Source organism: Moraxella haemolytica, from assembly GCF_030177935.1.
Lineage (GTDB): Bacteria > Pseudomonadota > Gammaproteobacteria > Pseudomonadales > Moraxellaceae > Moraxella > Moraxella haemolytica.
On record NZ_CP089974.1, the window covers coordinates 1,799,058 to 1,824,390 of the forward strand.

20 protein-coding genes are annotated in these 25,333 nt (G+C 44.6%); 3 read left to right on the forward strand and 17 right to left on the reverse strand.

Features of this window, described 5'->3' with window-relative positions; translation table 11 throughout:
* Nucleotides 1-99: 99 nt before the first annotated feature.
* The 3 genes from LU276_RS08630 to LU276_RS08640 all read right to left on the reverse strand — a co-directional run bounded on the left by LU276_RS08630 (nucleotide 100) and on the right by LU276_RS08640 (nucleotide 3,053).
* On the reverse strand, nucleotides 100-603 hold the full coding sequence (locus LU276_RS08630; protein WP_418001264.1) for a YcgN family cysteine cluster protein: 504 nt from the start codon (nucleotides 601-603) through the stop codon (nucleotides 100-102).
* Nucleotides 604-607: 4 nt separating this feature from the next.
* The gene (locus LU276_RS08635; RefSeq protein WP_284673433.1) at nucleotides 608-2,101 is read right to left on the reverse strand and encodes an aminoacyl-histidine dipeptidase; all 1,494 of its coding nucleotides are present in this window, start codon (nucleotides 2,099-2,101) and stop codon (nucleotides 608-610) included.
* A gap of 211 nt (nucleotides 2,102-2,312) precedes the next feature.
* Nucleotides 2,313-3,053: an NUDIX hydrolase gene (locus LU276_RS08640; protein ID WP_284673434.1), complete on the reverse strand. Its 741-nt coding sequence runs from the start codon at nucleotides 3,051-3,053 to the stop codon at nucleotides 2,313-2,315.
* 56 nt (nucleotides 3,054-3,109) lie between these two features.
* On the opposite strand from LU276_RS08640, the gene LU276_RS08645 reads away from it, so the two are divergent.
* On the forward strand, nucleotides 3,110-3,679 hold the full coding sequence (locus LU276_RS08645) for an NUDIX hydrolase (protein WP_284673435.1): 570 nt from the start codon (nucleotides 3,110-3,112) through the stop codon (nucleotides 3,677-3,679).
* 62 nt (nucleotides 3,680-3,741) lie between these two features.
* Here LU276_RS08645 and LU276_RS08650 read toward each other — a convergent pair whose 3' ends face one another.
* The 6 genes from LU276_RS08650 to LU276_RS08675 form a co-directional block, all read right to left on the reverse strand.
* Entirely contained in the window at nucleotides 3,742-5,892 is a 2,151-nt protein-coding gene (locus LU276_RS08650; RefSeq protein ID WP_284673436.1) for a M3 family metallopeptidase, read from the reverse strand.
* A 192-nt stretch (nucleotides 5,893-6,084) separates the two neighbouring features.
* Nucleotides 6,085-7,275, reverse strand: a complete 1,191-nt coding sequence (tuf, locus tag LU276_RS08655) for an elongation factor Tu (RefSeq protein WP_284673437.1) — start codon at nucleotides 7,273-7,275, stop codon at nucleotides 6,085-6,087.
* A gap of 127 nt (nucleotides 7,276-7,402) precedes the next feature.
* On the reverse strand, nucleotides 7,403-9,532 hold the full coding sequence (gene fusA, locus LU276_RS08660; RefSeq protein ID WP_284673438.1) for an elongation factor G: 2,130 nt from the start codon (nucleotides 9,530-9,532) through the stop codon (nucleotides 7,403-7,405).
* Nucleotides 9,533-9,674: 142 nt separating this feature from the next.
* Complete coding sequence (gene rpsG / locus LU276_RS08665; protein WP_284673439.1) at nucleotides 9,675-10,148, reverse strand: 30S ribosomal protein S7; 474 nt, start codon at nucleotides 10,146-10,148, stop codon at nucleotides 9,675-9,677.
* A gap of 114 nt (nucleotides 10,149-10,262) precedes the next feature.
* The gene (gene rpsL, locus LU276_RS08670; protein WP_029102685.1) at nucleotides 10,263-10,637 is read right to left on the reverse strand and encodes a 30S ribosomal protein S12; all 375 of its coding nucleotides are present in this window, start codon (nucleotides 10,635-10,637) and stop codon (nucleotides 10,263-10,265) included.
* 159 nt (nucleotides 10,638-10,796) lie between these two features.
* The gene (locus tag LU276_RS08675; RefSeq protein WP_284673440.1) at nucleotides 10,797-12,464 is read right to left on the reverse strand and encodes an EcsC family protein; all 1,668 of its coding nucleotides are present in this window, start codon (nucleotides 12,462-12,464) and stop codon (nucleotides 10,797-10,799) included.
* A 252-nt stretch (nucleotides 12,465-12,716) separates the two neighbouring features.
* Here LU276_RS08675 and LU276_RS08680 point away from each other — a divergent pair, with 252 nt between their 5' ends.
* Together LU276_RS08680 and LU276_RS08685 are read left to right on the forward strand one after the other, a co-directional pair.
* Complete coding sequence (locus LU276_RS08680; protein ID WP_284673441.1) at nucleotides 12,717-13,949, forward strand: beta-ketoacyl-ACP synthase II; 1,233 nt, start codon at nucleotides 12,717-12,719, stop codon at nucleotides 13,947-13,949.
* 190 nt (nucleotides 13,950-14,139) lie between these two features.
* Entirely contained in the window at nucleotides 14,140-15,489 is a 1,350-nt protein-coding gene (locus tag LU276_RS08685) for an anthranilate synthase component I family protein (protein WP_284673442.1), read from the forward strand.
* Between the two features lie 81 nt (nucleotides 15,490-15,570).
* Here the strand turns inward: LU276_RS08685 and LU276_RS08690 are convergent, their stop codons facing one another.
* The 8 genes from LU276_RS08690 to ppx all read right to left on the reverse strand — a co-directional run bounded on the left by LU276_RS08690 (nucleotide 15,571) and on the right by ppx (nucleotide 25,176).
* Nucleotides 15,571-17,358 carry an aminopeptidase P family protein gene (locus LU276_RS08690; RefSeq protein ID WP_284673443.1) on the reverse strand — a complete coding sequence of 596 codons (1,788 nt, stop codon included), beginning with the start codon at nucleotides 17,356-17,358 and terminating at the stop codon, nucleotides 15,571-15,573.
* A gap of 202 nt (nucleotides 17,359-17,560) precedes the next feature.
* Entirely contained in the window at nucleotides 17,561-17,968 is a 408-nt protein-coding gene (locus LU276_RS08695; RefSeq protein ID WP_284673444.1) for a hypothetical protein, read from the reverse strand.
* Nucleotides 17,969-18,126: 158 nt separating this feature from the next.
* Complete coding sequence (lnt, locus tag LU276_RS08700) at nucleotides 18,127-19,737, reverse strand: apolipoprotein N-acyltransferase (RefSeq protein WP_284673445.1); 1,611 nt, start codon at nucleotides 19,735-19,737, stop codon at nucleotides 18,127-18,129.
* 100 nt (nucleotides 19,738-19,837) lie between these two features.
* The gene (locus tag LU276_RS08705; RefSeq protein WP_284673446.1) at nucleotides 19,838-20,404 is read right to left on the reverse strand and encodes a YggT family protein; all 567 of its coding nucleotides are present in this window, start codon (nucleotides 20,402-20,404) and stop codon (nucleotides 19,838-19,840) included.
* 34 nt (nucleotides 20,405-20,438) lie between these two features.
* Nucleotides 20,439-21,269, reverse strand: a complete 831-nt coding sequence (gene proC, locus LU276_RS08710) for a pyrroline-5-carboxylate reductase (RefSeq protein ID WP_284673447.1) — start codon at nucleotides 21,267-21,269, stop codon at nucleotides 20,439-20,441.
* A 49-nt stretch (nucleotides 21,270-21,318) separates the two neighbouring features.
* Nucleotides 21,319-22,662 (reverse strand): tRNA lysidine(34) synthetase TilS, encoded by a 1,344-nt coding sequence (gene tilS / locus LU276_RS08715; protein WP_284673448.1) that lies wholly within the window; start codon nucleotides 22,660-22,662, stop codon nucleotides 21,319-21,321.
* 76 nt (nucleotides 22,663-22,738) lie between these two features.
* Nucleotides 22,739-23,536: an acetyl-CoA carboxylase carboxyltransferase subunit alpha gene (locus LU276_RS08720; RefSeq protein WP_284673449.1), complete on the reverse strand. Its 798-nt coding sequence runs from the start codon at nucleotides 23,534-23,536 to the stop codon at nucleotides 22,739-22,741.
* 86 nt (nucleotides 23,537-23,622) lie between these two features.
* Nucleotides 23,623-25,176 carry an exopolyphosphatase gene (ppx, locus tag LU276_RS08725; protein ID WP_418001265.1) on the reverse strand — a complete coding sequence of 518 codons (1,554 nt, stop codon included), beginning with the start codon at nucleotides 25,174-25,176 and terminating at the stop codon, nucleotides 23,623-23,625.
* Nucleotides 25,177-25,333 lie beyond the last annotated feature (157 nt).

The window sequence follows — 25,333 nt, forward strand, 5'->3', positions numbered from 1 at the left end:
AAATCAGCAGAAAAATCATGTTTAATGTAGCGGATTTATCAAGATTATTCAAGCGTTATTTTGTAGCAGTTATCTGTATGGTCAAACGCCCACCAACCATCAGACTTTAACCCAGCGAATAATCCGCTCTTCTATCTCATCTTCATCAAAAGCCGTCTCAGGCACGCAGCGACCACGCACCCCCACTTTATTCATGGCAAGCTCGTGCCTTTGCTGACCTGCTAACAAATAATGCCAATGTGGTAAATTTTGCCCTAGATGCAATCGCTTATACGCACAATGTCTAGGTAACCACATCATATCTGCCACCATGTCGGCAGTCAGACGAATGCAGTCAGGAACTTGTGCTTTGCGATTGGCATAATCTGAACAATGCCCTGTCTGGCAGTTTAAAAGCTGGCACGCAACATCTGTGTACTCAGTAAAGCGAGGATCATCATCGTCCAAGAACTTCACCAGACAACACACCCCACAGCCATCACAAAGTGCTTCCCATTCTGCATCGTTCATCTCATGTAGCGTATAACGCTCCCAAAAACACTCTCTAAGCCCATCTGTTGCATCAATATCTCGCCCATAAATCAAGTCAGACATCAAAGCCATCTCATCATCTTTTTGGGGCATTTGCCAAAATTGTTGTCAGTAACTGCCAATAAACATTCACACTGTCTATATGCACCATCTCTTGAGGTGAGTGGGCATTTTTAATGGTAGGTCCAATAGAGACAATATCCATCTTAGGATAGCTTTGCTTAATCAGACCACATTCAAGCCCTGCGTGAATCACTTTAACAGCAGGCTCATGCCCTAAAATCTGGGCGTACAATTCATTAGTCAACGGCGTAATTTTAGAATGTTGGTCAGGATTCCAACCCACATAACTGCCTGTAAACTCAGCTGAAGCCCCCACCAAAGCAGCCAAACTTGCCAAAACCGAACAGATTGCTTCTTTGCCAGATTCTACCAGTGAACGAACGAGTAAATCAGCATAAAGTCCATCATCTTTTAGATTTACTACACCAAAAGACAAAGAAGTCTCAACCGTATCTTCTGCCACATCAGAATAACGCACCACACCATTTGGCAAAGTATTTAGTAGATGAATGACTTTGGTGGTATCTGCCACACTCAAAGACCGCTTGGCATTCACAGATTCAAGCACACAAGTACACTTAGGCTCTGCCTTAGCAATCTCACCATAGATGACATCAAAAGCTCGTTGTAACGCTTCTGCCAACTCACTACCCACGCTTTTATCACAGAGCAGATGCACCGTCGCTTCTCTAGGAATGGCGTTTCTTAGCGTACCACCTGCCAGATGAGCAATGGCAAAACAATGCTCAAACTTAGGCAATACATCAGCCAAGATGCGTGCAATAATCTTAATTGCATTACCACGATTTTTATGAATGTCCAGTCCAGAATGCCCACCTTTTAGCCCTTTGATGGTCAAGGCAACTCCGCCATCAAAACCATGCTCATCAACCGTAACAGGCAGATGAATATTGGCATCAATACCGCCTGCACAGCCAACATACACCTCACCTATCTCTTCAGTGTCGGTATTAATCATCATCTTGGCAGACAGTTCGCCTGCTTGTAGTCCAAAGACGCCAACCATGCCAGCCTCTTCGGTCATGGTAAGCAGAACTTCAATCTCAGGGTGTACCAAATCATCTGCTTCTAGCACCGCAAGACAACTTGCCATACCAATACCATTATCCGCCCCCAAAGTTGTGCCTGTTGCCATCAGCCACGCATTGTCATCAGGGCGAAGTCTGAGCATGATAGGGTCAGTGGTAAAGTCATGCTTGGTATCAGCATTTGCCTGAGGTACCATGTCAAGATGGGCTTGCAAGGCAATCGGCTCATGCCCCTCCATGCCTTTGGTAGCATTTTTTTTGATAATTACATTACCTACCGCATCACGCCAAGCTACCAACCCTCGCCCCTTTGCCCAATCAATGATGTGCTTTGCTAACGCTTCTTCATGATAGCTTGGATGGGGAATGGCACAGATTTTGGCGAACCATTGCCAAAGTAGTGGCGAACCAAAGTCTTTAACCACTGCCAAATTATTGTGATAAGCATCAATATTCATTACTATTTCCTATGTATTTACCCAAGCTTATTCTAGCACATTTTATCACAAGTCTGGCAAGTCTTATCCATCAGCCCAATCACATGGTACAATCATCATAAACACAAAAAACCATCTAGCACCGCACATCTAATACAAAGACCGCCAGCCTCATTGCCAATTTTATCTCCAATGATGATGGGCATTGACCAACAACAAAGTTAAAGCCGACTCATCGCACCCGATAATACCACTCATGCTTTATCTTAAAACCAATCTCAACAAGACTTGCCAAAATACGCCCTGTCAGCCCCCAGACAATCTCTGGCGTGCCATCATTATCCACATCATAGACCCAAGCTGGAGTGTGTAGCTTGGCGGACTTGTTGGTCAGTTGTCTATCAAAGATGTGGTCTTTGGGGGCAGTCTTTAACATCTCAAAAGGCAACCAAAAAATCTTGGCAATTTCATCATCATTGGGCACCAGTGTATCCACCACCTTAGCAGACACCGAGACCACCACAGGTCGAACCAGTAGTCCTGTTTTGGAGATTTGCATCGGCAAATAGCCCAAAATATCAGCACTCGCTGTATTTAGCCCAACTTCTTCGCACGCCTCTCTTAAGGCGACATCAGCAGAGCTTCCGTCCATCTCATCACGCTTACCACCAACAAAGGACACCTCCCCTGCATGACTATTTAGCCTGTTTGACCGCCTTGTTAAAAGCAGGCGAGTCGTTGGTTCATCTGCGATGACCACCAAAACACACGCTTGTGGCAAAGGCTTGTTCTTAAGCAGTTGTTCATAATGCCTGATGGCTTGCTCACGAATAAGCCCTGTCAACAGCTCATTATTATCCGTATAAGGCAAGACATCTACTCCCTGATATCCATTTAGTCTGGTAGATAACTCATAAAATCGGTGTTCTGGTGGCACACAGACGGTCTGCTTATCAATAAAATCATTTGTCATTTTAGGTGTTTTCATTTAAACTTAATCAACTTTATTATAACACCAAAACTCAAGCCATGCCCTACTGCTTACACTGTGGCAATCCTGCCTCACACATCATACCTGATGGCGATACCAAAGAACGCCTTGTCTGCCCTGCTTGTGGCTATATCCATTATGACAACCCCAAGATCATCTGTGGCGTACTGGCTGTGCATGAAGGTCAAATTCTGTTATGCCGTCGTGCCATTGAACCACGCTATGGACTGTGGACGCTTCCTGCTGGCTTCATGGAGCTTGGCGAGACGATGGTAGATGGAGCAAAGCGTGAGACACTAGAAGAAGCAGACGGAATGGCAGAAAATACCAAGCTGTATGCCCTGCTTGATCTGCCACAATGGGGGCAAGTTCACGCCATGTATCTGGCAAATCTAAAAGAAGGGAAATTCGGCATTGGTCCTGAAAGTCTAGAATGCCGACTGTTCTATCCACACGAGATAGACATGGACAATCTTGCCTTTGAGACGGTGCGACAGACCATTGAGCGGTATTTGGCGGATAAGGCAACATTGGAGAAACAAGGCAAAGATAGCGATGATTTTGATAATTATCCGCTACATGAAGTCCACCTCGCACAAAAACCATAGAACAATAAAAAAGCCATAGACATCGCATCTATGGCTTTTTTATTACTTGGATAGTACCTTGATTAGATAATACCTCGAGATTTTAGCAAGGCAGTAACATCAGGTTTTCTACCCATGAACTTCTCAAACAATGCCATCGGCTCATCAGATCCACCTTGCGACAGTACTGCATCAATAAAGTCTTGACCTGTCTTGCGATTAAACACCCCTTCTTTTTGAAAGCGTGTAAAACCATCACTAGCAAGCACATCTGCCCACATATAACCATAATAGCCTGCCGAGTAACCACCTGAAAAAATGTGGTTAAAGCTATGTGCCATACGCACCCAAGCGGGTTCATTAACCACAGAAATACGCTGACGAATATCCTCACGAATACGAGCAATCGCACCTGTATCGCCTGATTGATATTCGCTATGCAAACGAAAATCAAACAAACCAAACTCAAGCTGTCTAACGATGGCTGTTGCCGATTGATAGTTTTTGGCGGCAGACATTCTATCAATCATGTCTTTAGGTAAAGGTTCGCCTGTCTGATAATGACCAGAAATCAAACCTAGCGTATCCATATCCCATGTCCAATTCTCTAGAATCTGACTTGGGAACTCCACCGCATCCCATGCCACACCATTGATACCAGAAACTGCTCGTACATCTACTTGAGTTAGCATATGATGTAAACCATGTCCAAACTCATGGAATAAAGTTTCAACATCTCTATGCAATAGCAAAGCAGGCTCATTGCCACTGGCGGCGGCAAAGTTACATACAATCATTGACACAGGCAACTGAATTGAGCCATCAGCCGTTTGATAGCGATTCATCACATCACTATGCCAAGCACCGCTTCGCTTATTCTCTCTAGCAAACAAATCCAGATAAAAAGAAGCAATGTGCTTACCTTCTTTGAATAACTCAAAGAATCTCACCCCTGGATGCAAGACGGGCACATCTTTTCTTTCACGCACAGTTAAGCCAAACAGACGATTGGTCAACTCAAACATGCCCGACAGTACTTTATCTACAGGGAAGTACGCCCTTAACATCTCTTTATCAATGTCATAACGCTCTTGCTTGAATTTTTCGGTCAAATAAGACAAATCCCATGGCATCAGCTTATCTGTTTTAGACAACAGTTCTTTGTCTTTAGCATACTCCTCAAGCTCTTGAATTTCCGCTTTAGACTTAGAGTGAGTCTGTGATAACAAATCACCCAAAAAATCAAGCACTTGAGCTGGACTTTCTGCCATTTTATTTGCCAAAGAATACTCAGCATGAGACTCAAAACCAAGCAGTTTAGCACGCTCTAATCTGAGTTGTACCAGCTCGTTCATGATGGCGGTATTATCCCATTTACCAGCATTTGGACCTTGATCGGACGCACGAGTTCGGTACGCCTCAAACATTTGTTGTCTTAGTTTTCGATCATCAGCATAAGTAACGATGGCGGCATAGCTTGGATAATCCAAGCCGAAGCGATAGCCTAATAAGCCTTTTGACTCGGCTGATTTTTTTGCACTGGCTAAAGCAATATCACTAAGACCTTGTAGCTTTTGTTTGTCTTCAATAACAATCTCAAACCCCATCTCAGAATCAAGCACATTATTACTAAAATCTGTAGATAGCTCAGACAATCTGGTAGAAATTTCAGTATAGCGTTTAGCGTCCTCTCCTTCTAATGCCACACCAGACAGTCTAAAATCAAGCAAGGCGTTATCAATTGCCTTTTTTTGAGCTTTCGAATAACTGGCGTATTCTTTACCTTGTTTTAACTGATTAAAGGCATCGTACAGCGGTCGGTGCATACCAAACCATGTATAAAATTCTGTTAACGATTTCTGTGCATCACCATATACCTCTCGCAACGCTTCAGAGTTTTTTAAAGAATGCAACTGACTAATAGTAGACCACACACGCTCAAGTTTATTTTGAGCATCTTCTAATGGGGCATAGAAGTTTTGCCAAGTAATGCTCTTTTGTGTGGTTAACGCCTTGACCACATTGGTATTATACTCAATCACATAATCAACAGCAGGCTTAATGTGTTCAAGCTGAATGGCGGTAAAGTTAGGCAATCCTATAAAATCAAGCAAAGGGTTGTTTTCAAGCTCCTTGCTTAGCACGAGTGCTGTCGGATTTGCCACACCAAATTTTGGTAAGCTGATGGCAACCAAACTACCCAGACCCATTTGTAAAAAACGACGACGCTCCATAATAATCCTCCTGGTTAAGATTAAACAACTTGTCTTATTTTATCCAATATCAATAAGAGTGGTAGCTAGCTTATGCAAAACTCATCAAAAAGTCAAGGTATTTACCACCCAACCAAAAACCCCCACCATCTCTGGCAGGGGTTTTGGGTTAAAGCTGATGCTTTGTTTTGGTTTGTGTTGGTTTGTTAAAGATTAGCCTTTAACATTAGCAACAACACCAGCACCTACAGTACGACCACCTTCACGGATAGCGAAGCGTAGACCTTTGTCCATAGCGATTGGGTGGATAAGCTCGACACTCATCTCAACGTTGTCGCCAGGCATAACCATTTCAGTACCTTCTTGTAGAGTGATGGCGCCAGTTACGTCAGTAGTACGGAAGTAGAATTGTGGGCGATAGCCATTTAGGAATGGCGTGTGACGACCACCTTCTTCTTTTGATAGTACGTATACTTCTGCGTCAAATTGAGTGTGCGGAGTGATTGAACCTGGCTTAGCAAGTACTTGACCACGCTGAACTTCTTCACGCTTAGTACCACGAAGTAGTACACCACAGTTCTCGCCAGCACGACCTTCGTCTAGTAGCTTACGGAACATTTCAACACCAGTACAGGTAGTCTTAGCAGTGTCTTTGATACCAACGATTTCAACTTCATCACCAACTTTGATGATACCAGACTCAACACGACCAGTTACAACAGTACCACGACCAGAGATTGAGAATACATCTTCGATTGGCATTAGGAATGGACGATCGATGTCACGCTCTGGCTCTGGGATATAGCTGTCTAGAGTGTCTAGTAGCTCAAGGATAGCTGGTTCGCCATATTGACCTTGATCACCGTTTAGACCTAGTAGTGCAGAACCTTTGATGATTGGTGTGTCATCACCTGGGAAGTCGTAGTCAGATAGAAGTTCACGCACTTCCATTTCTACTAGCTCTAGTAGCTCTTCGTCATCAACAAGGTCACACTTGTTCATAAATACCATGATGTATGGTACGCCAACCTGACGAGATAGTAGGATGTGCTCACGAGTTTGTGGCATTGGGCCGTCAGTTGCAGCAACAACCAAGATAGCACCGTCCATTTGAGCTGCACCAGTGATCATGTTTTTAACATAGTCAGCGTGGCCTGGGCAGTCTACGTGTGCGTAGTGACGAGCTTGAGTGTCGTATTCAATGTGAGAAGTGTTAATGGTAATACCACGTGCTTTTTCTTCAGGAGCTGAGTCAATAGCAGCATAGTCTTTAGCTTCACCACCGTGGTGCTTAGCAGCAACAGTAGCGATAGCAGCAGTTAGTGTGGTTTTACCGTGGTCAACGTGACCGATGGTGCCTACATTTACGTGTGGTTTGTTACGTTCGAACTTGGCTTTGGCCATGATATTATTCCTTTTTTAGAATGCTTAAGATAAATGATTATCCAGCAAATGATTAACTGATTTATGATACGCTCAATTATCAAATACAACTGAGCGTATCATAGCTTTAGATTAAGCAAGCAACGAATTACTCGTCGTCGTCATCTTTAGCGGTGAACTTCTTGATGATTTCGTCAGCAACATTCTTCGGAGTTTCTTGATATTTTGCAAACTCCATAGAGTAAGTTGCACGACCTTGAGACATAGAACGCATTTGAGTGGCATAACCAAACATCTCTGCCAATGGTACTTCAGCACGAATGGCTTTGGTGCCACCAGGCAAATCGTCCATACCTTGAACCATACCACGGCGACGGTTTAAATCACCCATGATATCGCCCATGTAGTCTTCTGGCGTTTCTACTTCAACTTTCATGATAGGCTCAAGCAGTGCTGGAGACGCTTGCATAAAGCCTTTTTTGAATGCCATAGAACCTGCCATCTTAAATGACAATTCATCAGAGTCAACATCGTGGTAAGAACCATCATATAGCGTCGCTTTAATATTCACTACAGGATAGCCTGCTAGAACGCCATTTTTCATACGCTCTTGAATACCTTTATCGACCGCAGCATGGTATTCTTTAGGTACAACACCGCCAACGATTTCTTCAGCAAATTCGTACTCAACTTCACCCATTGGGTCAAGTGGCTCAAGGCGTAACCAAACATGACCGAACTTACCACGACCGCCAGTTTGGCGAACGAATTTACCTTCAACTTCAACGGTTTGACGAATGGTTTCACGGTAAGCAACTTGTGGTGCACCGATATTGGCTTCAACACCAAATTCACGCTTCATACGGTCAACAATGATGTCAAGGTGCAACTCACCCATACCAGAGATGATGGTTTGACCTGATTCTTCATCGGTACGCACACGGAATGAAGGGTCTTCTTTTGCCAAACGACCTAGAGCGATAGACATCTTCTCTTGGTCAGCTTTAGTCTTAGGCTCAACAGCCAAGCTAATAACTGGGTCTGGGAATTCCATACGCTCAAGAGTAATGACATTATCGTTGTCGCACAGGGTATCACCAGTGGTTACATCTTTTAGACCGACAAATGCTACGATATCGCCTGTACGAACTTCATCAACTTCGTTTTGACTGTTGGCGTGCATCTCAACGATACGACCAATACGCTCACGCTTCATCTTAACAGGGTTGTACACGCTATCGCCTTGTTTAGCAACACCTGAGTACACACGAACGAAGGTTAGGTTACCCACATATTTGTCGTTCATGATTTTGAACGCAAGTGCAGCAAATGGCTCGTCATCAGAAGATTCACGGCTGCCTTCGGTCTCGTCTTTATCATCTAAAATACCTTTGATGGCTTCAACATCAGTTGGAGCAGGTAGGAACTCGATGACTGCGTCAAGCATACGCTGAACGCCTTTGTTTTTAAAGGCAGTACCACATAGCATAGGCTGGATTTCACATGCCAAAGTACGAGTACGCAAACCAGCAACGATGTCCTCACGAGACAAATCGCCTTCTTCTAGGTATTTGTCCATCAGCTCTTCTGAGCTTTCTGCAGCTGCCTCAACCATGTTGTTACGCCATTCTTCAGCGATATCAACCAAATCAGCAGGAATGTCGCCATACTCAAACTTCATGCCTTGAGATTCCACATCCCAAATGATGGCTTTCATTTCTAGTAGGTCAATGACACCTTCAAAACTGTCTTCTGCACCGATTGGCACAACCACTGGCACAGGATTACCGCCTAGACGAGTTTTTACTTGCTCAACCACACGGAAGAAGTTTGCACCAGTACGGTCCATTTTGTTAACAAATGCCAAACGAGGCACTCTATATTTGTTTGCTTGACGCCATACAGTTTCAGACTGAGGTTGTACACCACCAACCGCACAATAAACCATACATGCACCATCAAGAACACGCATAGAACGCTCAACTTCGATGGTGAAGTCAACGTGACCCGGGGTGTCAATTAGGTTAATGCGGTGTTCTGGGAATTGGTCTGACATACCTGACCAAAAGCAGGTGGTTGCAGCAGAAGTAATGGTAATACCACGCTCTTGCTCTTGCTCCATCCAGTCCATCGTTGCAGCACCTTCATGCACTTCACCGATTTTGTGGCTTTTACCTGTGTAGAACAAAATACGCTCTGACGTGGTGGTTTTACCTGCGTCAATGTGAGCTGAGATACCGATATTACGATATCTATTTAAGGGAGTCTTACGAGCCATAATTTTTCCTAGAAAAATTCTGATTAAATTTGGTGTCTGATGGTCTGTTAATAAACCATGACCACCAGACTTATCATTGGGTCAGATAGCAAGCACCCAACCCATGCCTTTTTGAAAAAGGCTAAATACACTTTTAATAAAATTAAAAGCGGAAATGCGAGAACGCTTTGTTAGCGTCTGCCATGCGGTGAACATCATCACGCTTCTTAATGGTAGCACCTTTACCTTCTGCAGCATCATTTAGCTCGCCTGCTAGGCGTAGAGCCATTGATTTTTCAGAACGCTTAGTAGCAGCATCAGCCAGCCAACGCATTGCTAGGGCTGTACGACGGGAGGGGCGTACTTCCATAGGTACTTGGTAGGTTGCACCACCCACACGGCGAGCTTTAACCTCTACTGTTGGGCGAACGTTCTCTAGTACTTCTTCAAAGAAAGCCACAGGATCTTCAACATTGCGTTTAGCGGCAACAGTTTCTAGTGCACCGTAAACGATTTTTTCTGCGACTGATTTTTTACCATCTACCATAACATGGTTAATAAATTTTGCGATGGTTTGGCTGCCGAATTTTGGATCTGGTAGGATTTCACGGGCAGCGACGACACGACGTCTTGGCATAATAGTTTCCTTATATCTTCAGGATAATCTGGTATAAAAGCTAGCTTAACCAGCCTTACTGCGTAAATGGGCTGGGCACACCACACCCTAAATACGCAAAAAATGTCTTTAGGCTTATGCCTTAGGACGCTTAGCACCGTATTTAGAACGGCCTTGCTTACGGTCTTTAACACCCGCACAGTCAAGTGCACCACGCACGGTGTGATAACGAACACCTGGTAGGTCTTTTACACGACCACCACGGATCAGTACAACACTGTGCTCTTGAAGGTTGTGGCCTTCACCGCCGATATAGCTAGATACTTCATAGCCAGAAGTTAGGCGTACACGGCACACTTTACGCATGGCTGAGTTAGGTTTTTTTGGAGTCGTAGTATATACACGAGTACATACGCCACGACGCTGTGGGCATGCTTGTAGTGCAGGTACTTTCGACTTTTCGGTAATGGTCTTACGACCCTTACGGATAAGTTGGTTTGTGGTTGCCATTGGCAATTTCTCCCGTTATTAACAATATGGCTAATCTAATGAAATAGCCGACTCTCCCCATTTAGGGGCAATATATTATAGATGAAAAGATAAAAAGATACAAGGGCGAATGAAAAATCATCCACCCTTGTGCCACTTTCTTATCAGTCATGAAGAAGTTTAGCTATCTTGTTCGTTGTCTTTTTGAGTGCTGTCCGTCAAAAGATGTGGGCGTCTTGGGCAAAAAGTTGCCATTGCCGTACCTAGCACTTCTTCAATGAGCTCACGATTATAATACACGCCTGCACCCACTGACGCCATCGGCAAGATTCGTGTAAACCAACTAACATTGAGCTTATCAATATCAATGTATCGTGAAAAATCATCAAGCTGCTTGGCAAAATTATCAGTCGTACGGTATTTTAGCCCAATATTTTTAAGCTCTTGCTTTAGACTTGAATCTTGAGCATTGATAAAAAACACATTCCCAAAGGCAAGTGCAGTTAAGATGACCTGTTTTTCTTGTAGCTTACTTAGGTTTGCCCCAGACAACACGCCATAGGCAATTTTTACACCCTCTACACCCACCAAAGGCTTATCATAAATCAGTGCAATCTGATAAACAGACTTTAACGATACCATCAGTAGCCATGCGGTATCTGCAATGACGCCTTTTACTCCAAACAGCCCAGACAATCCGCCCATCACCGCTAACGCTCGATTCTGATTGGCGATATCTCGTGCAAAATCATCACGCTCAGCATCGGTTAAACTTGACAGCTTATCAAAGCGACTGTCCTTTTGTAGGTCTTTTTTTGCCCAGTTGTTCGCCCAATACGCCGCCTTATCAAAGAGTTTTTTTGATAAACTACCCACCTCCATGCTTGGAGCTACCTTACCCACCAAAGACTGTGCTTTAGCAAGCCTACCACCAAATAATTGCGAACCAATGGTTGATGCTTGCATTCTAAAGGCATCTTCACCAAAATCACTACTACCCAAATCCACTGGGGTAAAATCCTTAGTAAAAGAAGCGTTCGTACCACGCAGATAAACACCAATCTTGCCAAGCAAAGACTGGCTCTCTTGTGAAGATTGCTCGCCTTGAGCTTGAATTTTTTCAACTTGAGTTTCAATCTGGTAAGCCATGTGATCTACTCGGTCTTGAGTGCTTTGCTTGACCTCCTCAAAAACCTCTTGAAGCTGGTCTTTTACTTCGTCCGCCTTCTCCCTGCCCTGCTCTAACACCTCTTGAGCTTTTTGTTTAAAATCCCCAATGACCGTTTGAGCTTTTTGTTGGGCATCGTTAATGACATCCCCTGCTTTTTCTTTTAACTCATCTGCTTTTTCTTGAAGCTCGCCTTTAACTGTATCTACTTTATCTTTGGCAGTCTCTAAAGTTTGCTCGGCTTTTACTTTGGTGTCGGCTGCCACATCCTCGATTTGTTCTTTTAAGTTGGTGATTTTTTCTGTGGTATCTACCTTTAACTCCTCAGTCTGACCCTGTACCACTTCTTTGACTGCTTGAGTTTGATGAACAACCTTATCTTTGACATCATCAATATCAGTCTTTATGTCAGCTGTTTGTTGTTTAATTTCTTTGGTTTTTTCTTTAGCAATGTCTGCTTTTGATTCAATCAGTTCTTTAGCCTGTTTTTCCACCGCTTTGGCTTCTTCGGCTTTATCTGCCTTTTGATCCGCTTCTTCTTTGACAGATCCTTTTACCACCAGTACATCTTGCACTGATTTGTTGGCAATATCTACATGACCCACAACCTCCACACCATCGGTATTTTCTAGGGCTTCGGCAAATTGGTCTAAATTGTCGGTTTTTGGTGTGTTTGACATGATTTTCTCCTTAAAAATTAACCATTAAAGAGTAACATAAACACACCAATTTCGCTAAATAAAAAGTTAGGCAAATTGTTACTATATCAATCAAATATTACAGAGCGTTTAGATAAGTAAGAATCCGTAGAAAAAATACACGGAATACTTTAGAAAACTTTTCCCATGCGTTAAATAATTTGTTACAATAGCACCAATACAAGTGTAAACTTTGAGACACTTGGCAATTTATTTAATTGATAAGGAAAAACCATGAAAAGAGTCGTGATTACAGGCATGGGCATTGTCTCAAATATCGGCAATGATTTAGCCACTGTTACCGACAGCCTAAAAACTGGAAAGTCTGGTTTGATTTACAATCAAAGCTATGCTGATAATGGCTTTAAGTCTTGCGTATCAGGCTCGATTGATCAAAGCCTACTTGATACCTCTGCCATTGACCGCAAACTAAAACGCTTTATGTCAGATGCCAGTCTTTATGCCTATGTGTCAGCACTTGCTGCCATAAAAAATGCAGGGCTAAGTGTAGATGATATCGCCAATAACCCACGCATTGCGGTCGTGGCTGGCTCTGGCGGAGCAAGCACCGCCGATGTGGTCAATTCGGTGGACAACATGAAAGCAAAGGGACTTCGTGGTGTTGGGGCGGTCTCTGTCCCAAAAATCATGAGTAGCACAGTATCAGCAACGCTAACCACTGGTTTAAAGATTAAGGGCATCAGTTATTCACTTTCATCTGCCTGTGCCACATCTAGCCATTGCGTGGGTCATGCGATGGAGCTGATTCAGCTTGGCAAAGCAGACATGGTGTTGGCAGGCGGTGGAGAGAGCGAGCATTGGACGCAATCGTGTATGTTTGACGCCATGGGAGCAATGAGTACTCAGTACAACGACACACCTACCACCGCAAGCCGTCCTTATGATGCCACTCGTGATGGCTTTGTCATCGCAGGTGGTGGTGGCATGGTAGTCGTGGAGACTCTAGAGCATGCACAGGCTCGTGGAGCGACAATTCTTGCCGAAATCGTGGGCTATGGAGCGACCTCAGACGGAGCGGAAATGGTCGCACCCAGTGGCGAAGGGGCAACTCGCTGTATGCAAATCGCACTGGCTCAAGCAGGGCTTGACACGGTGGACTATATAAACTCGCATGGCACCAGTACGCCACTAGGCGACATCACTGAGTTGCACGCCATCTCAGACGTGTTTGGCGGTGCGGACAAAACCCCGCCAATCAGCTCAACCAAATCCATGACGGGGCATAGCCTAGGAGCGGTGGGCGTACAAGAGCTGATTTATTGCGTGCTGATGATGAATCATGATTTTATCGCCCCAAGCATTAACATCACCAACATGGACGAACAAGCCAAGCCTTTTGACATCGTTCAGACCACACGCCAAACCGAGATTGACACCGCCATGAGCAATAGCTTTGGTTTTGGTGGAACAAATTCGGCCTTGGTGTTAAAAAAGTTTAAAGGCTAACAATCAAAAGGGCTGTGAAAAAAAAATCATAGCCCTTTTAGGTTATTCATTGAGTAAAAGTTCTTACAACCGTTCTTGGTGTCTTTTAATTTAAATGAATAAATGAGCTAAGTAAATCCATCAACCACCCCTTTTTCTTTTTCCTATTTTGTTTTACAATTTGCCTGTCATCAGTCTATTCACTTCCACCATGCTCACATACCCCATTCATACTACGCACACCCCAAGCCAACTGGTCGCACTCATTGCCACACATCACCCTGATTGGCAGGTGTGTTTTTTAAACAATAATCACCGCCCTGTCATCGGCATTCGCCCTGTCATATCATGGATAGCGACTTTTACAGATACGCTATTGATAGATAGACAAGCACGCCATACCAAATCTCAACGCTATACATCTACTTATACTGATTGGCAAAACGAGCTTATCGCCTATTGCCAGAACCAAACCATCACACCCACACATCAAGGCGACTACACACATGGCTTGATGGGTTTTATTGGTTACGACCTGTCCGCTCATGAATTAAATGCTGATATTGCCATCAAGCCAAATCAGCCTTGTGCTTATTTTGGGCATTATGATATTTATTTAAAGCCATGCGAATATGGATTTAGCTTGATTGGCATGAATGATGATGTGTACATTTTTGATGAAGTAAAAGCTACATTAAACGATTTACTCAATCAAAAATTACCACAACCAACATCCGCCCAATTTGTCCCATCATGGAAAAAGGTGGATTATGCCCATGCTTTTAATCAAGTTCAAGAATACATCAAAGCAGGCGACACCTATCAAATTAACCTAACCCAAAGTTGGCAAGCAGATTTGACCGACTTGGCAAGTTTTTTGCCCATTTTGGGGCGAACGATGAATGCCCCTTTTGCAGGTTATTTGTCATTAAATGGTTTTGAACTTTTGTCAGTATCGCCAGAGTTGTTTTTTGAGTTTTATCAAAAAAACAATCACATTCATCTTACCACCAAGCCCATCAAAGGCACACGCCCACGACACAGCGACCCTATGCTTGATGATGAACTAAAAAATGAACTGGCAAATAGCGAAAAAGACATCAGCGAAAACTTGATGATTGTGGATTTACTGCGTAATGATTTGGGTAAATACGCCCATATCGGCACGGTAAAAACCCCAAAACGCTTTGCCATTGAGAGTTTTCAAAATGTTCATCATATGGTTAGCACCATCACAGCACAATTAAATCATACGCATTCTCTGGAAGTGTTATTTGGTTCTTTGCCCGCAGGCTCTATCACAGGCACACCCAAAAAAAGGGCGTGTGAGATTATTCATGAATTAGAAGTCTCACCTCGTGGGGCGTATTGTGGGACAATGGGTTATCTAAATTTTGATGGGTCAGGCGTGTGGAATGTATTGATTCGCACCTTACAACAATCCAACAAATGCGAGCTTTGGGCAGGTGGCGGCATTACCATCAAATCTGATATGGCTGATGAATACCAAGAATGCACCGACAAGGTGGGGGCGATTATCCGACTGATGGCACAGTCCTAAGTCTTAAGCCCTAGCTTAAGACAAGCCCTAAAAATCCGCCCTTTTTGGACGGATTTTGGGTTGGGTCAAGATAAGCACCGCTTAAATCGCCTGCGTGCGTTCAATGAGCCACGCCTTAGCATCACCATCAACCAAATCAAGTAGCTCATCATGCACTTTTTGATGATAGTTGTTCAACCAGTCTTTTTCTTGAGCAGTCAATAGCTCGGGCAAAATCAAGCGAGTGTCAAACGGACATAAGGTCAAGTCTTCAAATTTAGCAAACTCACCATATTCGGTGCTATGAGCAGGTATGGTTGCTACTAGGTTTTCTAGGCGAACACCCCACTTACCCTCACGGTATAACCCTGGCTCATTACTGGTAACCATGCCAAGTTGCAGGGTGCGTTCTGGCAACACAGGTGCAGTACGAGAGATGACTTGTGGACCTTCATGAACATTTAGAAAATAACCCACGCCATGACCTGTGCCATGCCCATAATCAAGACCCTGTTGCCATAGCTGATTGCGTGCCAGTACATCAATCTCAGCCGATAAAATACCCACAGGATAAACCGCCATGGCTAGGGCAATATGTGCCTTTAAAACAAAAGTAACATCACGCTTTTCATCATCGCTGATATCGCCCACGCCTGCCATACGAGTAATGTCGGTTGTGCCATTATAATACTGAGCCCCTGAGTCAATCAGTAGCAATCCAGAACCTTTGATATTGGCATGATACGCTTGGGTCGCCTTATAGTGGACGATTGCCCCATTGCCCTGAAAGCCAGCAATGGTATCAAAACTTGCCGAAACATAGTGTGGCTGTTTACTACGAGCCTCGGTCAGCATATCGGCAATATCAAGCTCACTGGTGGCAACACCTTCTTTGATGCGTTTTTCAAATTCACTAAAAAATTCACACAACGCCGCTCCATCTTGTCGCATCGCTTGGCGAATATGGGTCAATGCTGATGTGGTCTTGACCGCCTTAAATACGGTGCTTGGGTTGGTGGCATATACAACGCTTAGCCCACCTATCTCTTTTAGCGTACCGACACTCACTTTGGCAGGATCAATCAGTAGCACGCCTGATAACATTGATAACGCCTTAGACACATTGTCATAATCATCAATCTGAACACCTGCTGCCAGTAGTACTGCTTTTGCTGCGTCATTTAGTTTATTTTGATGAACAAATAAAGTTGCACAATCTTGGCTGATGAGTAAGTGCGACAAGAAAACAGGGTTGAACGACACATCACTACCACGCAGATTGGTCAGCCATGCGATGTCATCAAGACTAGAAATCAGATGATGGTCAGCCCCCAACTCACTCATCTTGGCACGCACTTTGGCGAACTTAGCAGTAGCAGATTCATCAATGAACAACTCACCGTGCGGATAAATTGGACTATCTGGCAAGGCAGGACGCTCATGCCATACTGACTGTAATAGATCAGATTCGGTGGCAAGTTTAATGTTTTTGTCCTTAAAAATCTCAGATAAAGTAGTACTCTCCGATACAGACAGCACCGCCCCATCAATCGCAACCGTCGCACCACTTGGTAGATTTTCTGCCAAAAACTTACCAAAAGTTGGGTGCCCTTGTGTCATTTTTTTAAGTTCGATGCCTGTACCTTCAAGCTGTATGGGTGCTTGTACCCAATAGCGTGCATCCGTCCAAAGCCCTGCAAAGTCTTGGGTGATGACCAAAGTGCCCACAGAACCTGTAAACCCAGAAACCCATTCACGACCTTGCCAATAGATAGGCAAATATTCTGATATGTGCGGATCAGCCGATGGGATAATCAATGCGTCAATTTGATGCGACTGCATCACAGCTCGAAGACTCTGCACACGCTCACGATGGATGTTGGTTGTCATATCCGCTCCTTTTTTGGGAATTGTTAAGATTGATAATCAATGACAATTGATAGTAAATGCTTGGTTATTCTATCACAACTTGTTTGGATTTGCTTGATGATAAATACAAATAAAAAACCTTGCTCATCGAGCAAGGTTTTATCTGCAAAAATAACTTAAAAATCAAGCATGCTTCTTTAAGTTATCCTAATAACAATCAGGCTTATTTTTGCTTGTCCGTTTCAGTAGCTTCTTCTTGAGTAGCTTGCTTGTCTTCTGCCACCTTAGGCATTGGAGCGGTATTGGTGGTGTCTGCTGGTGCAGTCTGAGCAGCAGGCTTATCTTCAGTTGCTGTTGCTTGAGTTGGTGCTTGGGCATCTTCTGCCGTTTGCTCAAGTTTATCTTGAGCTTCAGCCACTGCCGTGTCGCTCGCTTGAGTAGGCTGTGCTTCTGCCGTACTTGACTCTACAGTCTGTTCTTGTTCAGTTGGTGTTGCTGGCTGATGCTCGCCTGCTGGACGGAGAAAAGCAGAAATACCAATAGCAACAATCATCACAAGTAAAAGAACGATACCAACAAGAGCAGTAACCGACTCTTTGATTGGGTTATTATTTGATGCATCATGTGCCATAAATCACCTGTCGTAACGATGGGTTAATTAAATTAAGTATTTGGGATAACGGTTTGGGTAAACTTTACCCTATTATATACCAATTTTTGTATTTTTGTACAATTCCTTTCGCATATCAAGGAATTATTGTACAAAAAGCTTACTAAATAGCCCAAAAATCAATCACGCACGCCTTTGGCGGTATAATATCTTTGGGTGCGGCTGCTTGATATACTGCTTTTTCTTGCCACAAAGCTAAATACAATCAACAATAAAGCCAGTGCCAATATCGGATAACTACCAAAGCGTACAAATGGCGTCACACCTATTAGACTTGGCACTTCGCCACGCAATACCGTACGCTCAAACTGCGGTACAATGGCGTCAATACCACCTTTGTGATTGATGATGGCAGTTACACCTGTGTTGGTAGCACGCATAAAATATCGTCCTGTCTCAAGGCTACGCATCTGCACTATTTGTAGGTGCTGCCAAGGTCCTGCTGTCGTGCCAAACCACGCATCATTTGAAACCGTTACTAGCACATCGGCATTTTTTGCATTATGGCGTGTGGTATCAGGATAGGCGACCTCATAACAAATCGCCGCACCAATGGTGTGGTCTTTCACTGCCAATGGCGATTGATTGGCATGACCACGACTAATGCTCATCAAGCCTTGCATATTATCCAGATTTGGTAGGATATTTAGCATTCCTTCAAATGGAATATACTCGCCAAATGGTACAAGCTGTTGTTTCCTGTAAAGACTATCGCCAGTAGCATCAATCGCTGCCACACTGTTGTAAATCGGTGGATAGGCGTGTTTATTCTCATCATAACCCTTTAGGTCTCGGTAAAGCAGTCCTGTTATCCAACTTGACTGGCTGTCATGAGCTTGTTTTGCCATGTCTTGCAAAAATGGCATGGCTTCATCATGAAACATCGGAATTGCTACCTCAGGCCATACCACCACATCACGCCCCCACTCGCTCTTTGTGAGATTGTCATAAATCTCAAGCGTCTGTGTTTGATAGTCAGTGAGCCATTTCATATCTTGAGAGATATTGCCTTGCACCAAAGACACGGACAGCGTTCTGCCATCAGGCTCAACCCAATCCACCGACTGAAGCACAAAACCTACCAATATGGCAAGTATTGACAGCACTAAAAATCCAACTTTTTGGTAAAATAACTCAACCACCGATGCGGCAAACAGCACCACCACAAAGCTGATACCAAAGACACCAAGCACAGGGGCAATACCAGAAATCCACGACTGCTCAGTAAAGGCATATCCCACAAACAGCCAAGGAAAGCCTGAAAGCACCCATGTTTTTAGCCATTCTTGTACCACCCACAATGACGCAAATGCAAGTGGCTGACGACCCAAAAAACGCACAAATACGCAAGCAGATACCGCATGAAACAGCCCCATAATCAGTGCCATCAGCCCAATCATCACCGCCGCCGCCCACGCTGGTACATTACCATACTCATGAATAGAGTTGTACAACCATGACGCACCAACCACCCACACACCAAAACCATACGCCTGCCCAATCCAAAACGCTCGGCGAGTGCTCATCTCATTGATGAGCAAGGCATATACCCCCATGACAGAAAAAATGGCAAGTGGCCACAGATAATACGGAGCAAGCGAAAAACTAAATACCAACCCCGCCACAAGCGATAATAGCATGGCAAGAGCGATGGGAAGTCTTGGTGTGGAGATTTTTGCCTTGCCCTGCTTACTGGCAATGACTGATTGATGAATGGATTGGACTGTCATGATACAAGCTACTTAAAATACTAAAAAATAAGTTAAAAATAAAAATGGTAAAAATAGGTCAATCGCCACAGCAAAAAACACCGTCAGACCTGCCCAAATATCACATTCTAGATAAAATGTTGTGCCCAATAATACCAATAAAATCTTCTGCCAAGATGAATGCAAATAACGCAGCGATGGACGATAAATCAATCATACCCAGACTCGGCATGATACGGCGAAAGGGAGCGATGATGGGTTCGGATAATTGCATGGCAATGTGTATGACCGGATGGTTGGCATTAAACAGCATAATCGCCCAACTCGCCACCACAGAACCGATGATGATATAACGCATCATTGATAAAAACTTAATAATCGCCTGTAGCGTCCCTGCAAAAAACAGCGTAATCTCATTGATGGGTCGTTCAAGAATGAACGCATTCGCCGCCAAATTGAGCCAATACAGCATCAGCATGAGCAAAATAGCAGCAAGACTGATGCGACCTGCTCCCACATTCGGCACAGCCCTTGATAGCGTATCTACGATACCTGTCATGCGCTTGATGGCTTGGGCGTAGGGGTTGCTCGCTTCAATCTCGGCAAACCCAAACATAAAGCGAATGAATAATACCAGCAACGCAAAGTTGATGAGCATATTAACAATAATATAAAGTGGCGTGTTCATAACTGTCTGTCTGTATAGATGAAATGGTCAAAGGCTAAGCTGACGGCTTGCCAAGTTCTATGCTGCGGTCAACACACGCTTGCATTCCTGCCCGAATGACTTCGCCGACATCACGCTCGCCAAAGACAGCCAAAGCTGCTGCGGTCGTACCGCCTTTTGAGGTTACCTGCTCACGCAAGGTCTTAGGGTTATTATGTCTAGCAAGCTCGCCTGCACCGATAAGGCTTTGAATGACAAGTGCCTTTGCGTCATCAGTACCAAGACCAAGCTCGACCGCCTTATCAATCATGTGTTCTAGGATATAAAAAAAGTAGGCAGGGGCAGAGCCTGCCGCCGCTGTTACTGCGTGCATCAGTGCTTCATCATCAAGCCAAGCCACAAGACCAGATGCACTCATGATGGCGTCTGCTACCGCCTTGTCCGACTCGCTAACATCTGCTTTTGCATACATTCCTGTCGCCCCAAGACCGATGGCTGATGGCAAGTTTGGCATACTACGCACCACTCTTTGATGACCGCCCAGCCACGCACACAGCGTATCCACCGTCAGACCTGCCGCTACCGACAGCACCAACTGACCTGACAGATGGGGGATAAGCTCTTGACAGACCCCTTGCATCCCTTGTGGCTTGACCGACAAAACCACCACATCAGCATCAGACACAACTTCATTGACATCGTCAGGGCTGACCGCCTGCACACCTTTGGCAACAAAAGAGACTCTTTTTGGCTCATTGCGGTCGGATACGGCAATCTGAAAATCTAACCCTTTGTCCTGTTTTAGTTTTAGCAGTCCATCAATGATGGCATTTGCCATATTGCCACCACCGATGAAGGTGATTTTTTTTGCTGATAAGATGCTCATGTTATTTCCAATGTATCTAAATGACATCATTGTACACCATCTGCGTCCATCACGCAAAGTAAGCACCCACGCCTGCCATCTCGCTTGCTGTATCAAGTCTCCACGCCCTATTGACACTCACAAGCAATACAGGGCGACCTGTCGCATAAACCACCCACACACTTTGTCTTAGCCATGCAGCCAGTCCAAGCGTCTGCATGAATTTTTTGCCAGACAGTTGTCTACCCCCAAAAGGTATGCTCATCTGCCTATCCCAAGCCACCACTTGTAATGGCACGCCGTGCAACCCATCAGGAACTTGCCATACAAGTGATACATCAGCCAATGTTTTTAGTACCACTTTACCTGATGAAATCAGACCATTGCAAGACTGGGCAGGCAACATCAAACAATCCCAAACCGGCTGACGATAGCGATATAAATACCCTTGATAATAACAGATGACATAAGCAGACACACCCTGCCAAAACAGTCGAGTCTGATGATTGGTGTCTTGTCTATGAATCAGTTGCAGTATATCATGAATCAGCCGATGAGCAGGTGGCACAGGCTCACCCACTGCTAGCCAACGATGAATGAGTGCTGACTGCACAGACTTAGGCAACCGAACAACTTTATCAACCGACAATACTTGAACATTAGAGCGACAGCCAAGCTGTTTGATATTGCACTCAGACAGTTTATCATCAATGAGCATCTGCACCATATCATCTGCATCTGCTAGCAACTGACTACTGCGGGCAATGTTTTGTATCATCTTTGGGTTAATCTGTTCAAATATGGGTAGCACATGGTTACGCAGTTTGCCACGCACATGGGCATCGTCAGTATTTGTTGGGTCATCAACATATGGCAACTGGCATTCTTTGGCAAAACGACTGATACTCTTTCGGTCAGTATGTAATAACGGTCGCCATAACCACACCGCCTTATGCCCATCATGTTTTTTTTGCCAAGTACGCATCGCAGACAGTCCACGCACGCCTGCCCCATCAATCAGACGCATGAGTAAAGTCTCTGCTTGATCGACTGCATGATGTCCCAACATCAGCACATCGCCATCATTCATCACATAAAGCATCGCTTGATAACGGCACTCTCTGGCATTGGTCTCGTTGGCGTGCGTTAAGCTAATGCGTTGTACATGGCAATCAAAACCATTATCCACCGCCCAATCCGCCACCAACTTCGACCAGTCATCATTGGCACACTGCCAACCATGATGGATATGTAAAATGGTGGGCAAAGAATCAATCTTGCCTTGCTCATACAGCAGTTTGCAAGCGAATGCCAACGCCAACGAATCTCGCCCACCACTGCAAGCAAGATAGCACCGCCGATGTGCCAAAAAATCACGGCACTCCCCAAAAGCATCCGAAAGTTTATCCAACATACTGCACAAAAAAAAAGACCAGAATGCGATATTCTAGCCTTTTTGGGGTAAATTTGATAGATAAATTTATTCATCACTACAAAGATACAGAAGAATCAAATGCCATCAACCTTTGGTAGCGTTTTTCTAACAGCTCATCGGTCGGCAAAGCTGACAACTGTGTTAATTGACACGCCAACAGTTCTTTTAAGGCACTCATGACCACCTCAGGGGATTCGTGTGCACCCGCCCCTTCTGCGATGACCTCATCAACAAGACCCAACTGGTGTAGATTATTGGCGTTTAGTTTGAGTGCTTCTGATGCGTCAGGGGCTTTTTCGGCAGTCTTCCATAAAATAGATGCACAGCCCTCTGGCGAGATGACCGAATAGATGCTATTTTCTAGCATATTCACCTTATCTGCCACACCGATTGCCAACGCCCCACCCGAACCACCTTCACCAATGACCGTAGCGATGATGGGTGTTTTTAGGCTACTAAATACAGCAATAGACTTGGCAATCGCTTCTGCTTGCCCACGCTCTTCTGCACCCACACCAGGATACGCCCCTTGTGTGTCAATGAAAGTAAATACAGGCAAGCCAAAGCGTTCGGCAAGCTGTACCAAACGGATAATCTTGCGATAGCCTTCTGGGTTTGCCATGCCAAAATTATGGGCGATACGCTCACGAGTTGAGCGACCACGATGCTGACCCACCACCAATACAGGTTCACCGTTAAAACGAGCCAACCCACCCAAAATCGCCCTATCATCAGCAAATGCCCTATCGCCATGCAACTCATCAAATTCTGTAAACAATGCCGATACATAATCCAAAAACAGCGGACGCTTGGCATGGCGAGCAAGCTGAACACTTTCCCAAACTGTACTCATCTTTTTTTATTCCCAATGAACAAATGTAAACTTAGTTAGTTTAGCATATTTTTTATTTTGTGGCATCTTTTTTTATCAGTGCCTAATTATCTAGGGCAAGCCATCACATCCAGACACACCCCCCATTTGGCAAACTGTGCCACATCTAGGGTAAGCTGTGAGTAGATGAGTGTCTCGTGTAGACCTTCTCCTACCGTTACTTGCCAATGATTTTTGGTAAGTATTTTTAAGGAGATGGGGGCGGCTTTGGTCGTTCGGCTTTGGTTTGCTTGTACGGCTAGGCGTAAAATCAAGCACAGATGAGCCAGTTTTCTTCCGCCCAAATTCTCGGCAGCCTCTAGGTTTTCTGATTTTAGTTTGCGTCTGTGATTAAGAGCGATATGTGCCATCATCGCTTGACCGACTTGTGAAAACCCTGCAATGTCCGAAAACTCAAGCAAATAAGCACTGTGTTCTTGATAATGACTATGACCGATGGCAAGACCGATTTCATGCAGATTGGCGGTTCGTCTTAATAGGTCTTTGTCTTCATCACTAAAGTCTAAAGCGTCTTTGGCGACATCAAACAATCTGGCACAGGTCGCCATCACACGCCCTGCTTGCTTAATATTGACCGAATATCGCTGTGCCATCGCTGCCACAGAGCGATCTCGAACATCTTCGTTGCTTAGGCGACCGAGCATATCGTACATCACGCCTTCACGCAATGCCCCATCAGAATAGCCAAGCTGTTCTACGCCTAAAGTTAGCATGATGGCATACAACTCTGCCACACCTGCGGGAAATACCGCTTGGCGGTGGGCTTTTACCCCCTCAAAGTCAATCTTATCAATGCGTCCTAACTTAATCAGACGGCGTTTTAGCTTTTGCATACCCTGTAGGGTAATAAACTCATCAGCAAGACCCAACTCTTGTAAGACCAATAACGCTGCCTTTGCTGTGCCTGATGAAGCAATGGCGTTATCCCAGCCCACTTTTTTGTAGCGTTTTTCTATGGGTAACAGCTCGGTTTGGGTGGCTTTCATCGCTTTTTCAAAGGCGGATTCGGTGATTTTACCACCAGCAAAAAACTTCTTGGTAAAAGACACACAGCCCATCTGCAAAGATTCCATCTCAATAGGCTCAAAGCCTTGACCGATGATAAACTCGGTTGAGCCACCGCCGATGTCAATGACTAAGCGTTTATCCGTACTGGCATTAGAATGCGATACACCCAAATAAATAAGGCGAGCCTCTTCACGACCTGAGATAATCTCAATCGGCTTGGGAAGTAGCTGATTGGCACGCCTGATGAACTCTTGGGCATTGACTGCTTTACGCAGGGCGTTGGTGGCGACCACACGCAGTAGATTGGGATTGATTTCGGTCAAATGTTGGGCGAAGCGATGCAAACAATCAAACCCTCTTTGCATTGCCTCTTCTGACAGCACATTGTTCTCATCAAGACCTGCGGCAAGTTGTACTTTTTCTGAGATGGATGCAACCTTGCGAATCTCGCCATGATCAAGTCTTGCAATCGCCAGATGAAAGCTGTTTGACCCCAAGTCAATTGAACCGATTAGCTCTTCACGACCAACGAGTGCCTCTGCCTCACTGATGGATTGGGCGATTTGTTGATGGCGGGCGGTGGTATCTATCATGACAGGTTTCATAACAACTCTCAATTTTTTATAACCGTTTGGTCTTATCATTGATATACTATCATCCAAACGCTAAATTGCCAATAACCGATACGATAAAACCTTAAGTTCGTGCGTTGGCTTGTGCGTTTTGCCATATTGGTCATCAATCAAACAA

Coding starts and splice junctions, on each gene's coding strand:
- LU276_RS08690 (WP_284673443.1), bottom strand. CDS start 17,358: ATGACAACCAACATCCATCGTGAGCGTGTGCAGAGTCTTCGAGCTGTG.
- LU276_RS08695 (WP_284673444.1), bottom strand. CDS start 17,968: ATGGCACATGATGCATCAAATAATAACCCAATCAAAGAGTCGGTTACT.
- rpsL (WP_029102685.1), bottom strand. CDS start 10,637: ATGGCAACCACAAACCAACTTATCCGTAAGGGTCGTAAGACCATTACC.
- tuf (WP_284673437.1), bottom strand. CDS start 7,275: ATGGCCAAAGCCAAGTTCGAACGTAACAAACCACACGTAAATGTAGGC.
- fusA (WP_284673438.1), bottom strand. CDS start 9,532: ATGGCTCGTAAGACTCCCTTAAATAGATATCGTAATATCGGTATCTCA.
- LU276_RS08635 (WP_284673433.1), bottom strand. CDS start 2,101: ATGAATATTGATGCTTATCACAATAATTTGGCAGTGGTTAAAGACTTT.
- LU276_RS08630 (WP_418001264.1), bottom strand. CDS start 603: ATGGCTTTGATGTCTGACTTGATTTATGGGCGAGATATTGATGCAACA.
- proC (WP_284673447.1), bottom strand. CDS start 21,269: ATGAGCATCTTATCAGCAAAAAAAATCACCTTCATCGGTGGTGGCAAT.
- lnt (WP_284673445.1), bottom strand. CDS start 19,737: ATGACAGTCCAATCCATTCATCAATCAGTCATTGCCAGTAAGCAGGGC.
- tilS (WP_284673448.1), bottom strand. CDS start 22,662: ATGTTGGATAAACTTTCGGATGCTTTTGGGGAGTGCCGTGATTTTTTG.
- LU276_RS08675 (WP_284673440.1), bottom strand. CDS start 12,464: ATGTCAAACACACCAAAAACCGACAATTTAGACCAATTTGCCGAAGCC.
- LU276_RS08650 (WP_284673436.1), bottom strand. CDS start 5,892: ATGGAGCGTCGTCGTTTTTTACAAATGGGTCTGGGTAGTTTGGTTGCC.
- LU276_RS08640 (WP_284673434.1), bottom strand. CDS start 3,053: ATGACAAATGATTTTATTGATAAGCAGACCGTCTGTGTGCCACCAGAA.
- LU276_RS08720 (WP_284673449.1), bottom strand. CDS start 23,536: ATGAGTACAGTTTGGGAAAGTGTTCAGCTTGCTCGCCATGCCAAGCGT.
- ppx (WP_418001265.1), bottom strand. CDS start 25,176: ATGATAGATACCACCGCCCGCCATCAACAAATCGCCCAATCCATCAGT.
- LU276_RS08680 (WP_284673441.1), top strand. CDS start 12,717: ATGAAAAGAGTCGTGATTACAGGCATGGGCATTGTCTCAAATATCGGC.
- LU276_RS08645 (WP_284673435.1), top strand. CDS start 3,110: ATGCCCTACTGCTTACACTGTGGCAATCCTGCCTCACACATCATACCT.
- LU276_RS08685 (WP_284673442.1), top strand. CDS start 14,140: ATGCTCACATACCCCATTCATACTACGCACACCCCAAGCCAACTGGTC.
- rpsG (WP_284673439.1), bottom strand. CDS start 10,148: ATGCCAAGACGTCGTGTCGTCGCTGCCCGTGAAATCCTACCAGATCCA.
- LU276_RS08705 (WP_284673446.1), bottom strand. CDS start 20,404: ATGAACACGCCACTTTATATTATTGTTAATATGCTCATCAACTTTGCG.